The sequence below is a fragment of the Luteolibacter sp. genome (assembly GCF_058122085.1).
Genome location: NZ_JBIKBQ010000021.1, coordinates 1 through 16232 on the forward strand (window position 1 = coordinate 1; position 16232 = coordinate 16232).

General features: G+C 59.8%; 11 protein-coding genes. 2 read left to right on the top strand and 9 right to left on the bottom strand.

All coding sequences use genetic code 11. The features are described from left to right. Nucleotides 1-178: 178 nt before the first annotated feature. On the bottom strand, nt 179-1534 hold the full coding sequence (argH, locus tag AC4DF4_RS04750; protein ID WP_490046969.1) for an argininosuccinate lyase: 1356 nt from the start codon (nt 1532-1534) through the stop codon (nt 179-181). Between the two features lie 185 nt (nt 1535-1719). On the opposite strand from argH, the gene AC4DF4_RS04755 reads away from it, so the two are divergent. Further along, nucleotides 1720-2163, top strand: a complete 444-nt coding sequence (locus AC4DF4_RS04755; RefSeq protein WP_490046970.1) for a DUF5069 domain-containing protein — start codon at nt 1720-1722, stop codon at nt 2161-2163. A gap of 237 nt (nt 2164-2400) precedes the next feature. Then, nucleotides 2401-2889 carry an RNA recognition motif domain-containing protein gene (locus tag AC4DF4_RS04760; protein WP_490046971.1) on the top strand — a complete coding sequence of 163 codons (489 nt, stop codon included), beginning with the start codon at nt 2401-2403 and terminating at the stop codon, nt 2887-2889. Nucleotides 2890-3017: 128 nt separating this feature from the next. Here AC4DF4_RS04760 and AC4DF4_RS04765 read toward each other — a convergent pair whose 3' ends face one another. From AC4DF4_RS04765 to rplK, 8 genes are all read right to left on the bottom strand, one after another. Further along, complete coding sequence (locus AC4DF4_RS04765; RefSeq protein ID WP_490046972.1) at nt 3018-4259, bottom strand: BaiN/RdsA family NAD(P)/FAD-dependent oxidoreductase; 1242 nt, start codon at nt 4257-4259, stop codon at nt 3018-3020. A gap of 91 nt (nt 4260-4350) precedes the next feature. Beyond that, nucleotides 4351-5049 carry a 3-keto-disaccharide hydrolase gene (locus tag AC4DF4_RS04770; protein ID WP_490046973.1) on the bottom strand — a complete coding sequence of 233 codons (699 nt, stop codon included), beginning with the start codon at nt 5047-5049 and terminating at the stop codon, nt 4351-4353. Between the two features lie 421 nt (nt 5050-5470). After that, complete coding sequence (gene rpoC, locus AC4DF4_RS04775) at nt 5471-9682, bottom strand: DNA-directed RNA polymerase subunit beta' (RefSeq protein ID WP_490046974.1); 4212 nt, start codon at nt 9680-9682, stop codon at nt 5471-5473. Between the two features lie 37 nt (nt 9683-9719). Beyond that, the gene (gene rpoB / locus AC4DF4_RS04780) at nt 9720-13667 is read right to left on the bottom strand and encodes a DNA-directed RNA polymerase subunit beta (RefSeq protein ID WP_490046975.1); all 3948 of its coding nucleotides are present in this window, start codon (nt 13665-13667) and stop codon (nt 9720-9722) included. 190 nt (nt 13668-13857) lie between these two features. Then, the gene (gene rplL, locus AC4DF4_RS04785) at nt 13858-14229 is read right to left on the bottom strand and encodes a 50S ribosomal protein L7/L12 (RefSeq protein ID WP_490046976.1); all 372 of its coding nucleotides are present in this window, start codon (nt 14227-14229) and stop codon (nt 13858-13860) included. A gap of 139 nt (nt 14230-14368) precedes the next feature. Next, nucleotides 14369-14974: a 50S ribosomal protein L10 gene (rplJ, locus tag AC4DF4_RS04790; RefSeq protein WP_490046977.1), complete on the bottom strand. Its 606-nt coding sequence runs from the start codon at nt 14972-14974 to the stop codon at nt 14369-14371. Nucleotides 14975-14994: 20 nt separating this feature from the next. After that, complete coding sequence (gene rplA, locus AC4DF4_RS04795; RefSeq protein ID WP_490046978.1) at nt 14995-15702, bottom strand: 50S ribosomal protein L1; 708 nt, start codon at nt 15700-15702, stop codon at nt 14995-14997. A gap of 94 nt (nt 15703-15796) precedes the next feature. Further along, the gene (rplK, locus tag AC4DF4_RS04800; RefSeq protein ID WP_488258840.1) at nt 15797-16225 is read right to left on the bottom strand and encodes a 50S ribosomal protein L11; all 429 of its coding nucleotides are present in this window, start codon (nt 16223-16225) and stop codon (nt 15797-15799) included. Nucleotides 16226-16232: the final 7 nt, after the last annotated feature.

The following is a 16232-nucleotide window of genomic DNA, read 5'->3' on the forward strand; positions in this document are numbered from 1 at the left end:
AGGACGACCACATTGGCCCGGGCTGGTGATGTTTTGTTCATACACCCTACCGAGTGGCAGGGATTTCAACTCAACACCAGCCCGCTTTTCCGCTCCGGGTTAAGTCTTCCTGTGGGACGGCTGTGAATCCAATTCACTTGATGCAGTCATCGGAATGTAAAATGACCGATTAACGCGATCAGGTCAAGGCGGCCTTCCAGCGGGCGATTTCCGCAGTGACATTGGCGATGGAGGGAGCACCGGGGTTCGTCCGGGCGGCGAGGGCGGTTTCCAGCGAGAAAACATCCTTTGCATCCGGGCCGTAGGCGGGGTCGATGGCGGGAAGGTCGAGCTGGTCGAGCGGGGTCTTGGTGGCGATGGCCTGGGCGACGGCTTTGCCGACGAGTTCGTGGGCGTGGCGGAAAGGGACGCCTTTTTTCACCAGATAGTCGGCGAGGTCGGTGGCGAGCAGCATCGGATCAGAAGCGGCGGCCTTGCAGTTTTCCTCGCGGAGTTCCATGGCGGAAATCATCTCGGTGTTGACGGCGAGGATGAGGTTCAGCGTGTCCACGGAGTCGAACAGCGGCGGCTTGTCCTCCTGGAGGTCGCGGTTGTAGGTGAGCGGCAGACCTTTGACGGCGACGAGCAGGTTCATCAAATTGCCGACCAGTCGGCCGGTTTTGCCGCGGGTGAGTTCGCAGACGTCCGGATTTTTCTTCTGCGGCATCAGCGAGGAGCCGGTGGTGTGCGCGTCGGATAGAGAGGCGAAGGCGAACTCGGCGGTGCACCACAGGATGAGGTCCTCGCTGAGGCGCGAGAGGTGGACGCCGCAGAGCGAAATGACAAACAGCACTTCGGCGATGTAGTCGCGGTCGGCGATGGCGTCCATCGAGTTGTGGGTGACGCCGTCGAAGCCGAGCTCGGCGGCGATGGCGCGGCGGTCGAGGTTGATGGTGGAGCCGGCGAGCGCGCCGGAGCCGAGCGGCGAGATGTTGAGGCGCTTGCGGGTGTCGGTTAGGCGGGATTTGTCGCGTTCGAGCATTTCCACGTAGGCGAGGAAATGGTGGCCGGCGGTGACCGGTTGGCCGCGCTGGAGGTGGGTGTAGCCGGGGATGACGGTGGCGGCGTATTTTTCCGCGCGGTCGAGCAGGGCCTTTTGGAGTCCGGTGATGGCGGCGAGCAGGCCGTCGATCTCGGTGCGGGCGTAGAGACGGGTGTCGGTGGCGACCTGGTCGTTGCGGGAACGGGCGGTGTGGAGTTTCGCGCCCGCCGCGCCGATGCGGCGGGTGAGCTCGGACTCGATGTTCATGTGGATGTCCTCGAGCGAGGTCTTGAACTCGAATTTCCCGGCCTCGATGTCCGCGAGGATTTCCTTCAGGCCGGTTTCGATCTGGGAAAACTCTTCTTCGGTGAGCAGGCCGATGGTTTTCTGAGCACGCGCATGGGCGATGGACCCGGCGATGTCGTGCGGGAACAGCCGCCAGTCATACGAAATGGATTCGCCGAACTGCTGGACGAGTGACGAAGTATCTTGGGAGAAGCGGCCTTTCCACATGGCAGGTGTGATTGATGGGTGAAATTTCCCGCGCGGATTGCGCGGCGCGGTGGATTTGAACCCGAACGCGGCCGGATGAAACGCGAAATTTTCCCGAATTGGCGATCTCTCTTTGCAATCCGGCGGATTTGCCTGTTGGATTTGCCGTGGCTGAAGCGCCACACAACCTCACCTAACTCAAAATCATGACCAAAATCATCCCATTAATCAGCTCCGGCACCGCCGGCCCGCTCGGCGTCCTGCACCTGCCACGCCTCTGGCAGAAAGCCTCGCTCGGCGCGGCGGGCAAACTCCATCCGGACTATCCGTCCTGCGGCCAAGGCTACGACCAGATGGTCCTCGACGCGCTCGACATCGACAAAGCCGCGTTCGAGAGCTTCATCGCCGACAGCAAACCGACCTACCCGCAACTCGAAGCCTGGGTGCTCGCCCGCTCCGGCGGCGCGCTCGACGCCGCCGCCGTCGCGAAATTGAACGCCGCCGTCACCGGCTACATCCACACCGACGATGTCCGCGCCACCATTCTCGGGGCTAACGACATTGCCGATGCCGGGAAAATCCTCGATGCCGTCAACCTCAACAACCTCGACGACTGGCACAGTTTCCACCAGCAAGTGATCGTCGGCTGATTTCGTTTTTGAAACCACCCCACCCCGCCCGGACCCGTTCCGCGCGGGGATTTTCGCGGATCCAACCGGGAGCTCCCGAGCGTTTCCGCGGAAAATCATTTCTTGCCAACCCCGGTTTTGACGGGTAAAGACCCTACGTTCATTTTGCAATTTCGCAGGTGGATGCGCTTCGTCCGGTCTTTTACGCCATGGTCTCGGGAAGCGTTGAATGTGATGGCGTGATAAGAATAGACAAAAATGGACATCTACGTGGGCAACCTGCCCTACACCGCTACTGAAGAAGACGTTTCAGGACTCTTCGCCGCTTACGGACCTGTTGAACGGGTCAAAATCATCACCGACCGCGAAACCGGCAGATCCAAAGGATTTGCTTTCGTGACTCTCGGCGACCAGAGCCAACTGAACGCTTCCATCGAGGCACTCAACGGCTACGACTATCAGGGCCGCGAGCTTCGCGTCAACGCCTCTGAGCCTAAGGAATTCAAGCCCGGCGGCGGTCGTCCTAGCGGCGGCGGCGGCGGCGGCGGCTACGGCGGCGAACGCCGCGGCGGCGGCGGCGGCGGCGGTGGCTACGGCGGCGGCGGCGGCGGTGATCGTCGCGGCGGCGGCGGTGGCGGCTATGGCGGCGGCGGCGGAGATCGTCGTGGCGGTGGCGGCGGTGGCGGCTACAAAGGCGGCGGCGGTGGCGGCGGCTACAAAGGTGGCGGCGGCGGCGGTTGGGATTAATCCCAACCAGCTCACCACATAACCTTTCTCAAAAGCGCCCGATCCTCTTCACAGGGGATCGGGCGTTTCTTTGGCTGGATTGCGAGCCCATCCATCCTTCGATCTTGAAATCGTGCTCAGTGGGAAAACTACAATTTCGCGATGGCCGCGGCGGCGATGTGGGCGGTCGTCCAGGCGGCCTGGAAATTGAAACCGCCGGTGATGCCGTCGATGTCGACGCACTCGCCGGCGAAATAAAGTCCGGGCGTGACGCGGCTTTCCATCGTCCGGAAGTCGATGCTGGGCCGCCTGATGCCGCCGGCGGTGACGAACTCGTCCTTGTTGGTGGTCTTGCCCTGCGCCTCGAAGCGGGCGGACTTCAACGCATCCAGCAAGCTGCGGACCGCTGTTTTGGACAATTGCCCCCAAGTTGCTTGGTCCTCGATTTCACAGCAGGCGACGATGCGTTCCCACAGGCGTCGGGGAATGGGCGAGATCGGCGTGTTTCGAACGAGTTTGGCGCCTTGGGTCTGGCGAATCTCGGCGAAGCGCGATTTGAGCGCTTCGAGATCCAACTCGGGCAGCCAGTCGATGACGAACGGGAAATGATGGTTCGTCGCCGCCAAGTCCCTCGCCTCCCAAGCGGATAACCGGAGCACGGCCGGACCGCTGAAGCCGCGGTGGGTGATCAGCAGCGGCCCCTGTTGGGCGGCGTTGGAACCTTCCCGCCGGATCGCGACTTTAGGATGGGAAACTCCCGCCAAGCCGCTGATGCGCCGGTCGGTGACGTTGAATGCGAACAACGAGGGAACCAGCGGCTCGATGCTCTGTTCGAGCTTTTTCAAATGACTCAACAGCGGGCTGTCTTTCAGAGAGCCGGTGGCGACGCAGACTGCGCGGGCCTCGACGGGTTCCGCCAGGTTTTCAAAACGGAGGGAGAAGCCGCCGCTTTCGAGCCGCTCGATACCGACTAACGGACACTTCGGAAACAGCGGGACGCCGCACTCGCGGGCGCGATTGAGAAAGCACTGGATCACGGTGTCCGAGCTGTCAGTTTCCGGGAACATTCGCCCGTCCGGCTCGGTTTTCAAGACGACGCCGAAGCGCGCGAACCACTCGACGGTGTCCGTCGGCTGCCAGCGGTGAAACGCGGCGTGCAGCTCGCGCGAGCCGCGCGGATAGTTTTTCGCCAGCTCGCGGGGATCGAAACACGCGTGCGTGACATTGCAACGACCGCCGCCGGAGATTCGGACTTTCTGCAGGAAGTGCGGGCTTTTTTCGAAGATCGCGACGCTTTTCCCGGGAGCTATTTCCGCGTATTGCAGCGCGGTGAAAAAGCCCGACGCGCCGCCGCCGATCACGGCAAGGTCGAGTTTGGAAGGAAAGGACATGGCGGCTCGGTCGGTGCCGTTCTGCGTAACCCCATCGGGTGCGGGCAGAAAGCACATTATCCGTTTTCAACCGCAGCGATCCGGCGCGAATTCAGGATTTGGGATTCAGCACGATGTCCTTGAACTGGATTTGCATCGGCGGGCCGGCGTGGAGCTGAAACGCGAGGATGCCTTTCTTGGCGGCTTCGGCGGTTTCATCGGTGACGTCCACGGTGAGCTTGCCGTTGATGAACTGCTGGATTTGGTTGCCGCTGACGATGACCTTGTATTCGTTCCAGTCGTCCTTGTGGATGGCGGCTTGGATCTCATCGCTCTTGCCGGCTTCCCCGGTGACTGCGATGACGGGCTTGTTCGGTTCAGTCCCCTGGGTGATCTTCACTTTTTGCCCGCGTTGGGCGAGAATGCCACGACCTTTTTCCTCGTAGAGAATGCCGCTGTATTTCGGGCCGTATTCGAGGTCCGCCTGATAGCCGGCAACGACCCAGTTTGCCGGATCGACGACCTTGCTGCGGAACTGGAGGCCGCTGTTGACGGTGCCCTTGGCATCGCCGGGCTTCATTTTGTATTTGAAGGTGATCTCGAAATCAGCGACCTCGCCATCTTTCCAGATGAGGAAGGTGTTGCCTTTGGTGGGCTTTTCCACGGTGGTCCGGCCGGTGATCACGCCGTCCTGAACGGACCAGAGATCGGGATTACCTTCCCAGCCGGTGAGGTCCTTGCCGTTGAAGAGGGACTTCGGATCGGCGTGGGCGAGGGTGGAGAGGAGGCTGAGGAGCAGGATAGTTTTCATGGTGTGGTGCTTACGTGACGGGATGCTGAACTATTTCGGCCAAGCGCGAATTATGCACACTTCACCCGCTTCTTCCAAAGCTGTTTCAGCCGCGCCGTCTCGTCCGCGTTGATCTGGGGAGCACACACGCCCTCGCGTGTTTCGGGTCGCGCCCTCGCAGCATGGGTGGCCCGCATCACGTTAGAGTTCGTCTCACATAGCACACGCATGTTTTCAGCGAGGGCGCTGAAAACCACATGCGGGGGCGCGTGTACTCCCCCGCGAAATTGCCCCGACAGCCGCAACGGTGATACCCCGCCCGCAGTGCAGCGAAGAATTTGGAACGGACGGCATCCACCTTCGAGCCCCGCACCCCCTAAAAAAGAAAAGCCCCGGTCCGCTTGCGCGGGCCGGGGCTTTGGTCGATGGAATGGAATCGGGATTACGCGGTCGCGGCGTCCTCGTCGTCCTCGAAGGTTTCCTTCGGCGCGACGATCGGTTCCGGCTCCTCGACGGTGAATTCGAACTCCGCCTCGCGGTGGTGATAGAATCCGGTGCCGGCGGGGATCAGGTGACCCATGATGACGTTTTCCTTGAAGCCGCTGAGGTAATCGACGCGTCCGAGGGTCGCGGCTTCGGTGAGGACACGGGTGGTGTCCTGGAAGGAAGCGGCGGAGATGAACGAGTCGGTTTCCAGCGAGGCCTTGGTGATGCCGAGCAGGACAGGCTCGCCTTCGGCGGGCTTGCCGCCGTTGGCGACGATCTCGGCGTTGATGCGCTTGAAGTTCGAGCGGTCGACTTGGTCACCCCAAAGGTATTGGTCGGCGTCGCCCGGGTCGGTGATTTTCACCTTGCGGAGCATTTGACGAACGATGACCTCGATGTGCTTGTCGTTGATTTCCACGCCTTGGACCCGATAGACGGATTGGACTTCGTTGACCAAGTGCTCTTGAAGCTCTTGGGCTCCGCAAGCTTCGAGCAAATCTTCCGGCGACACGGGGCCTTCGGTGATTTGGTCGCCGCGCTTCACTTGGTCGCCTTCGGTGACGACCACGTGCTTGCCCATCGGGACGAGGTGGTCGACTTGCTCGCCGGTTTCGGCGTGAGTGACGATGACCTTCTTCTTGCCGCGGACGTTGCCGCCGAAGGAAACGGAGCCTTCGATCTTGGCGATGACGCAGGAATCCTTGGGCTTGCGGGCTTCGAAAAGCTCGGCCACCCGTGGCAGACCACCGGTGATGTCCTTGGTTCGTGCGACTTTCCGCGGGGTCTTGGCGATCTGCGTTCCAGCGGTGATGACCTGGCCTTCCTTGACGGAAAGGTGGGCGCCGACCGGGATGGAATAGCTCGCTTTGATTTCCTTGGTCTTCTCGTCGATGATGACGACCTGCGGGTGGAGGTCTTCCTTGTGCTCGGTGACGACCATGCCTTTTTTGCCGGTTTCCTTGTCCGTTTCGTTAGTCACGGTGATGCCGGAGATCATGTCGCGGAGTTCGACCTTGCCGTTTTTCTCGGTGAGGATCGGCACGTTGTAAGGATCCCAAGTGACGACGGTGTCGCCCTTCTTGACGTCCTCGCCATCCTTCACGGAAATGACGGAGCCGATGACGATCTGATGGCTTTCGAGTTCGAGGCCTTCCTTGTCGCGGATAGAGATGGTGCTGTTCTTGTTGAGGACGACCCAGTGGCCATCGACGTCTTGCACCGTGCGCATTTCCTTGTAAACGAGGCGACCGCTGTTCTTGGCCTTGATGATCGGCTGTTTGAACGTGGCGGCGGCGACACCACCGACGTGGAACGTCCGCATGGTGAGCTGAGTGCCGGGCTCGCCGATCGATTGCGCGGCGATGATGCCGACGGCTTCACCGATTTTAACAGGGAGGCCGGTGGCGAGGTTGAGGCCGTAACAGTTCGCACAGCAGCCGCGCTCGGCTTCGCAGGTAAGGACCGAACGGATCTTCAACTTGAGCACGCCGATGTTCTCGATGGAACGGGCTTGGACTTCGTTGATCACGTCATCGACTTCCACCAAGATGCCGCCAGTGACGGGATCCTTGATTTGCTCGCAGGAAACACGACCGTAGATCCGGGTGGAGAGCGAGGCGGATTCCTCGTCGCCATCATAAATGGCGGCGACGGTGATGCCGTTCGCGGTTCCGCAATCCTGTTTGAAGACGATGACGTCCTGGGCCACGTCGACCAATTTACGGGTCATGTAGCCGGAGTCAGCGGTCTTCAGAGCGGTGTCGGAGAGTCCCTTACGAGCTCCGTGGGTGGAGATGAAATACTCCAGCACCGAGAGGCCTTCGCGGAAGTTCGAGATGATCGGACGTTCGATGATTTCGCCGGAGGGCTTGGCCATCAGTCCGCGCATGCCGCCGAGCTGTTTGATCTGGGACTTGTTACCCCGCGCGCCGGAATCGACCATCATGAAGAGTGGCGATGCCTTCTTCTTGCCTTCGTTGAACTCGATCTTGCGATAGAGCGCGTTGGCGATGGTGTCGGTGGCCTGGGTCCAGACGTCGACGACCTTCTGGTAGCGCTCGCCGTCGGTGATGACGCCGTTGCGATACTGCTTGGTGACTTTTTCGACTTCTTCGTAAGCCTTGGCGATGACTGCAGGTTTCTCCTCGGGGATGACCATGTCAACGATACCGATCGAAGTTCCCGAACGGGTCGCTTCGCGGAAACCGAGGGTTTTGAGTTCGTCGAGGACTTCAACGGTCTTCGGCTTGCCGGAAACCTGATAGCAACGCCAGATGATGTCGCCGATCTGCTTTTTGCCGACGTTGTGGTTGATGAAGCCCACGCCCGCAGGCCAGATTTCATTGAAACGAACGCGGCCCGGAGTGGTCTCGATGATCTTACCCTGGCGCAGCGCCTGTTGGAGCGGAGTGAGCTCCTTGCGGTCCTTGTCGGTGAGATCCTCGCCCTTGTAACCGAAGACCGAGTTCTTGCCGTGGTCGGGGTTACGAATGCGGATCCACTGGTGATAATCGATCTTGTCGGAGGCGAGGGCGAACTCGACTTCGGAGGCGTTTTCAAAGAGGGGCATGTGCTCCTCTTTTTCACGGTCCTTCTCGGTGCGGGTGCCGGCCCATGTCAGGTAATACGTGCCGAGAATGATGTCCTGGGTAGGAACCGTCACGGGACGACCGGATGCAGGCGAGAAGATGTTGTTAGGCGCGAGCATCAGCTGGCGGCACTCCATCTGGGCCTCGATCGAAAGCGGGACGTGGACGGCCATTTGGTCACCGTCGAAGTCCGCGTTGTAGGCGGTACAAACGAGCGGGTGAACGCGGATGGCCTCGCCTTCGATGAGCTTCGGTTCGAAGGCCTGGATGGAAAGACGGTGAAGGGTCGGCGCGCGGTTGAGAAGGATCGGGTGACCCTTGGTGACTTCCGCGAGGATGTCCCAGACTTCGGTGGTCTTGCGGTCGATCATCTTCTTGGCCGAGCGCACGGTGTGGCAGTAGCCAAGCTCCTTGAGGCGGCGGATGATGAACGGTTCGAACAAGGTGAGCGCCATCTTCTTGGGAAGACCGCACTGGCCGAGCTTGAGATCGGGACCGACGACGATGACGGAACGGCCGGAGTAATCGACACGTTTTCCGAGAAGGTTCTGACGGAAACGACCGCCCTTGCCCTTGAGCATGTCGGAGAGCGACTTGAGCGGACGGTTACCGGCACCGGTGACGGCGCGACCGTGGCGACCGTTGTCGAACAGCGCGTCAACAGCCTCTTGCAACATCCGCTTTTCGTTGCGGATGATGACTTCCGGCGTTTTGAGGAGCAGGAGGTTCTTGAGGCGGTTGTTGCGGTTGATGACGCGGCGATAGAGGTCGTTGAGGTCGGAGGTGGCGAAACGTCCGCCTTCGAGTGGCACCAGCGGACGAAGGTCCGGCGGGATCACCGGAAGCACGGTCTGGATCATCCACTCGGGACGCGATTTCGACTGAAGAAAACCTTGAGTGATCTTGAGACGCTTCGAGAGCTTCTTCTTGTTCTGCTTGGAACGGGTGGTTCCGAGCTCCTCTTCAAGAGCAACGATCAAGGAAGGAAGGTCGCACTGGCGGAGCAATTCCATGACAGCGGCGGCACCCATGCTGGCTTGGAACGATCCGTCGCCATAGGTGTCTTCCGCCTCGCGGAGTTCGTTTTCCGTGAGGAGTTGGCCGACTTCGAGGGCGGTGTTGCCCTGTTCGGTGACGACGTAGTCTTCATAGTAAATCACGCGCTCCAACTGGCGGGCACTCATGTCGAGCATGAGGCCGATGCGGGAAGGCATGCACTTGTAGAACCAGATGTGGGAAACCGGCACGGCCAGTTCGATGTGGCCCATGCGCTCGCGACGGACGCGGCTCAAGGTCACTTCGACGCCGCAACGGTCGCAGATCACGCCCTTGTGCTTGATCCGCTTGTATTTGCCGCAGGCGCACTCCCAGTCGCGGGTGGGTCCGAAGATCCGCTCGCAGAAGAGACCGCCTTTTTCGGGCTTGAAGGTCCGGTAGTTGATGGTTTCCGGGTTCTTCACCTCGCCCTTGGACCAGGAACGGATGATTTCCGGGGAAGCCACGGTGATGGAGACTTGGTCAAATTGCTCCGGGCGCTCGTCCACGCCGAATAGTTCGCGAAGGTTGGTATCGACACTCATGTTAGTATTAGGTCAGGTTTGGGGTTCGCGGTTTAAATTAGAGGGTGAGGTCATCGAGGGAGTAGTCGTCCAAGCCACCGGTCATGCCGGAGCCATGGGTCGAGCCCTTGCGACCCGGACGGACGTCGAGTCCGAGGGATTGCATTTCCTTGATGAGAACGTTGAACGACTCGGGCGTTCCGGCTTCGAGGTTGTTGTCGCCTTTGACAATCGCCTCGTAAATCCGGGTGCGGCCCTGCACGTCGTCCGACTTGACGGTGAGTAGTTCCTGAAGGGTGTAAGCGGCGCCGTAGGCTTCGAGCGCCCACACTTCCATTTCTCCGAAACGCTGGCCACCGTATTGCGCCTTACCACCGAGCGGCTGCTGGGTGACGAGCGAGTAGGGACCGACGGCACGGGCGTGGATCTTGTCGGCAACCAAGTGGCCGAGTTTGAGGATGTAGATCATCCCGACCACGACCGGATTGTGGAAGGCCTCGCCGGTGCGACCGTCATAGAGGGTCGATTTACCACCGGTCGTGCCGTCCTTGCCGTCGCCGATCCAAGTGTAACCGCGGCCTTCGGGTTCGCCGGGCTTGCGGGCGCGGAGTTCGCCGTTGTCGCCAACGAATTTCACACCATCGACCTTCTTGGCCTTGGACATGAAATCCCAGATGACGTCTTCCTTGATGCCGTCGAAAATCGGGGTGGCGACCTTGAAACCGAGTGCCTTGGCAGCAACGCCGAGGTGGGTTTCGAGAACCTGTCCGACGTTCATCCGCGATGGCACGCCGAGCGGGTTGAGGCAGATATCGACCGGAGTTCCGTCCGATAGATAAGGCATGTCCTCTTCGCGGACGATGGTGGCGACAACGCCCTTGTTACCGTGGCGACCGGCCATTTTGTCACCCACGGAGAGTTTCCGTTTGGCGGCGATGAAGACTTTGACTTCCTTGATGACGCCGGGATCGACTTCATCGCCGGACTCCAGCGAGTCGAGTTTGCGCTCGCGCTCGGTGTCGAGTTCCTGGAAGCGGCCTTCAAACGAAGTGATGATTTCCAAGATCTTGTTTCGGATCGGGGAAGGGTCGATTTCGATGTGATCGTGCACCGAAGCGAGCTTGCGGAGAAGCGTCTTGGTGATCTTGCGGTTGGCCGGGATGATGATCTCGCCGGTTTGTGCGTTGACCACGTCGAGCGGGATTTTTTCGCCCAACAGAATGTCGGAGAGACGCTCGGTGAGGTCGTCCGTCAGCTTGTCGGCCTTCTTCTTGTGCTCGTCGTTGATCTTCTTGAGCGTCTTCTTGAGTTCGACGGGGTCGACCTTGTCGAGGCGCTTCTTGGCGTAGCCGCTTTGGGAAACGCGGACGTCCTGGACGATGCCGACGCAGCCGGATGGCACGCGCAGCGAAGTGTCCTTCACGTCTGCGGCTTTCTCACCGAAGATGGCGCGGAGGAGGCGTTCTTCCGGAGCAAGTTCGGTTTCGGACTTCGGAGTGATCTTGCCGACGAGGATGTCGCCGGGTTTCACTTCCGCGCCGATGCGGATGATGCCGTCGTGGTCGAGGTTGCGCAGGGCGTCCTCACCGACGTTCGGAATATCGCGGGTGATTTCTTCCGGGCCGAGCTTGGTGTCACGGGCGGCGACGTCGAACTCCGAGATGTGGATAGAGGTGTAGACATCGTCTTTGACCACGCGCTCGGAGATGACGATGGCATCTTCGAAGTTGTAGCCGTTCCAAGGCATGAAGGCGACGAGGACGTTGCGACCGATGGCGAGTTCGCCGTCTTCGGTGTTAGGTCCGTCTGCGAGAACTTGGCCCTTCTTGATTTTCTGGCCCAGCTTGACGATCGGCTTCTGGTTGATGCAGGTGCCGGCGTTCGAGCGCATGAACTTCCGCAGCGGATAGGCCATGATGCCTTTCTCCACGTTGGTCCGCACGGACTCGGCGTCGCTGAGGAATTTCTCCTCGGAAACAGGCAGCTTGCCGTCCGGAGTGGTGACGATGATTTCCGCGGTCGCGGCGGCAACGATGCCGTCGGCTTCGGAAACCACCACCGCGCGGGAATCGCGGGCGGCCTTGCCTTCGAGACCGGTGCCGACGAGCGGTGATTCGGAGACGAGCAGAGGCACGCCTTGGCGTTGCATGTTCGAGCCCATCAGCGCGCGGTTGGCATCATCGTGTTCGAGGAACGGGATGAGACCGGCGGCCACGGAGACGAGCTGCTTCGGCGAGACGTCCATGTAGTTCACTTCCGATGGAAGCGCTTCGATGAACTCGCCGCCTTTTTCACGGGCGGTGATGCGCTCGGTTTGGAACGCGCCTTTCTTGTCGATCGGGTTGTTCGCCTGGGCGATGAGGAAATTCTCCTCTTGGTCGGCGGTGAGATACTCGATCTCGTTAGTGACCTTGGAATCCACCACGCGGCGGTAGGGAGTTTCGATGAAACCGAACTCGTTGATGCGAGCATAAGTACACATCGAGTTGATGAGACCGATGTTCGGACCTTCGGGAGTTTCGATCGGGCAGATCCGGCCGTAGTGGGACGGATGCACGTCGCGGACTTCGAAGCCGGCGCGGTCGCGATTGAGACCACCAGGTCCAAGCGCGGAAAGCCGACGCTTGTGCGTCAGCTCGGCGAGCGGGTTGGTTTGGTCCATGAACTGCGAGAGCTGCGAACGGCCGAAGAAATCACGCACGACGGCGGAAAGCGCCTTCGGGTTGATGAGTTTCTGCGGCGTCATGCCTTCGATGTTCACATCGAACAATGTCATGCGCTCCTTGACCAAACGCTCGGTACGGGCAAGGCCCACGCGACACTGGTTGGCAAGGAGTTCACCGACAGCACGGACGCGGCGCGAGCCAAGGTGGTCGATGTCGTCAATGACACCGTCGCCTTTTTTCAGCTTGAGGATGTAACGGACGGCAGCGAGGAAATCCTCGGGAACCATGATCCGTTGGTCGGAATCCACCTGGATGCCGAGTTTCTGGTTGATCTTGTAACGACCGACGCGGGTGAGGTCATACTTCTTCGCATCGAAGAAAAGACGCTTGAGCAACGCGCGGGCATTGGCCGCGGTCGGTGGATCTCCGGGGCGGAGTTTCCGATAGATATCCTTGAGCGCGGATTCCTCGTCCTTCGCCGGGTCCTTGCGGAGCGACTTGAGCAGGATTTCGTCCTCGCGGCCGTCGATGACTTCGACGTTCTTGTGGCCGAGAGCAAGAAGCTGGCGGACGATGCCGATCGTGAGCGGCTCGTAAGCCTTCGCGACGGTCAATTCACCATCGAGAATGTCCTCGAAAGGAACCTTGTGACCGAGCTCGCCTTCGTCCATCGACTCGCTCAGCGGAAGCGCTTCGGGCGAGTAGAAGTGGCTGACGATGTCGCGGTCCGTCGGGTAGCCGAGCACGCGCAGGAACGTGGTGGCGAGGAACTTACGGCGGCGGCGGCGGCGGTCGAGATAGACATAGAGCAGGTCGTTGGTGTCGAACTGCACTTCCAACCATGATCCGCGGTCAGGAATGATGCGGAAGGAATGAAGAAGCTTGCCGTTAAGGTGCTGCGAGGTCTCGAAGCAGATCCCTGGCGAGCGGTGGAGCTGGGAAACGATGACCCGCTCCGCGCCGTTGATGATGAAAGTGCCGCGGCGGGTCATCATCGGAAGCTCGCCCATGTAGACGCGCTCCTTCTTGGTGCCGGTCTCGTCTTTCAGCTTGAACGTCACATAGAGTGCCGCGCTGAAACTCTCGCTGTTGCGCAGCGAGTCGAGCGAAGTGATTTTCGGATCTTCGATGTCGTAGGTCACGAAATCGAGCTCGATCGCTTCGTCGTAGCTTTTGATCGGGAAAACCTCGCGGAAAACCGCTTGGAGACCCGCATCCGCTCGCTCGCTGGGGAGCACTTCCTTCTGAAGGAATTCATCGTAGGACCGACTCTGAACCTCAATGAGGTTAGGCGGCTCGATGACTTCTTCGAATTTCCCGAAATAGAGACGTTCAGCCATGGCGTTTAGTGGTATTCTTCTTACAAATTGAGCCCGAGCCGCGAACGGTCTCAGGCAGGGTGGATCAAGCGTTGGAAAGTTTTGTCGGAATCGGCGGGAAAACCTGGTTGATGATGTTTAGAGTTTCCCGCCGGTTTCGACAGAAAATCCCGGAGCAGATTTCTCTGCCCCGGGAGTAGTCTGAAAGATATTACTTGAGTTCGATTTTGGCACCAGCCTCTTCGAGCTTCTTCTTGGCGGTCTCGGCGGCGTCTTTGGCGACACCTTCGAGGATTTTTGCAGGAGCGCTCTCGACGAGCTTCTTCGCGTCTGCAAGACCAAGGCCGGGAGCGACTTCGCGGACTGCCTTGATGACGGCAATCTTGTTAGCGCCGCAATCCGTGAGGACGACGTCGAATTCGGTCTTCTCTTCGGCAGCTTCGACGACGGCAGCAGGACCGGCAACGCCGACTGGTGCAGCGGCGGAAACGCCCCAATGTTCTTCAAGTTGTTTGACGAGTGCGACAGCTTCCAAAACGGTGAGCTTGCCGAGTTCTTCTACGAGTGTTTCAATATTAGCCATTTTTTTATTCTCCTTGTTCGGTATCGTCGCCCCCGGAGCCTCCGGGGATTTCAGGGCAACAGCCGTTGCTCCGACGAGGAACCATTATGGGTTCAGGTGACGAACGGGAGCCGCCGTCACCATCACTTCAGATTGTTTGTTATTCGGCGGCGGGGGTTTCGGCTTCAGCAGCGGGAGCTTCGGCGGCCACAACGGCGACTTCTGCTTCAGCGGCTGGAGCTTCGGATTCCGCAGCAGGAGCCTCTTCGGCCTTGTCCGCGGAGTCGTCGCCGTCCGGGTTGAATTTTGCTTTGACGACGCGGGCGATGCGGGTAGCAGGCTCGAGGATCGTTGCCAAAAGTTGTGAAAGGACAGCTTCGCGCGACGGGATGTCGGCGATGGACTTGAGCGCTTCGGCATCGAGGATCGCGTTGCCGAGGATACCCACCTTCATCTCGGGCTTCTTGAATTCCTTTTCGAAATTCTTGATGACCTTGGCGGCGGAAAACACTTCGGCGTCGCCCATGACATAGGCCATTTGACCGGTGAGGTTGGCGCCGATGTCAGGCATGCCCGCTTCGGCGAGAGCCTTGCGCATGTAGGTGTTTTTGGCGACGGTGCAGTTGGCACCACCTGCGCCGAGACGATTGCGGAGTTCCGTGAATTGCTGCACGGTGAGGCCGGTGTAATCGATGACGATCAGGTAAGGAGACGCGTTGACGCGATCCAACAGGCCGTTGATGATGATTTTCTTATCTGGATTCATATGCGTTGGCGGTCTGTGGATTAAGCGGACGCTTTGCTGTAGGTGGCGGCTTCCAGAGGAATGCCAGGGAGCATCGAAGCGGCGAGTGTCACTGCTTGGATGTAGTTGCCCTTGGCGGAGGCGGGCTTGGCGCGGACAACGCTGTCCACGAAGGCGCGGGCGTTTTCCTCAAGCTGCGAAAGCTCGAAAGAAGACTTGCCGATGGAACCCGAAACGTTGCCGTTCTTGTCGAGTTTGAAATCCACGCGGCCAGCTTTCACTTCGCGAACCGCCTTGGCGGTGTCGTCGGTGACGGTGCCGGTCTTCGGGTTCGGCATCAGGCCGCGAGGTCCGAGGACCCGGGCGATTTTCCGAACTTCGGCCATGGCGTCGGGAGTGGCGATCGCGGAATCGAAATCCGTGAAACCTTCCTGGACGCGCTTGATGAGGTCTTCGTAACCGACGTGCTCGGCTCCAGCGGCGATGGCTGCTTCAGCGGCAGCGCCTTGGGCGAAGACGACGACGCGGACGTTTCTGCCAGTGCCGTGTGGCAGGGAAACAGAACCACGGACCATTTGATCGCTCTTCCGTGGATCCACACCAAGGTGGAACGAAAGGGTGACGGTGGGAGTGAACTTCGGCGCCGGGAATTCCTTCACGGTGCTGATTGCATCGGTGAGCGAGTAGCTCTTGCCTGCTTGGACAAGTGCGACTGCCTTTTTGTAGCGTTTGCTGCGGTGTTTAGCCATTTTGTTAGTTGGTTGCAGTTCGGGCGGAAATCGCGGAATGCGCTTCCCTCCTGCGGGTGCCGGTCACTCCATCAGGAATTTCCGGCTGAGAATTTCAGTAACCTTCGATTTCGAGGCCCATTTGGCGGGCGGTGCCGGCAAGAATGCGGCAGGCGGCTTCAGGGTCCTTGGTGTTGAGGTCGGGCATCTTGATTTTGACGACCTCCATGAGCTGGGCCTTGGTGATCTTGCCGACCTTGATCTTGTTCGCCTCTTTCGAGCCGGAAGCAAGTCCTGCGATCTTCTTGAGAAGGTTGCCGGCAGGTGGCTTCTTGGTGATGAAGGAGAATGACTTGTCCTTGTAAACCGAAATCACGACAGGAAGCACGTCGCCGACTTGGGCTTGGGTGTTCGCGTTGAATTCCTTACAGAACGCCATGATGTTGACACCGGCCTGACCGAGGGCGGGGCCCACTGGAGGTGATGGATTGGCGGCTCCGGCTTTGATTTGGAGCTTGATGATTTTGACGACTTCCTTGGCCATAAAATAA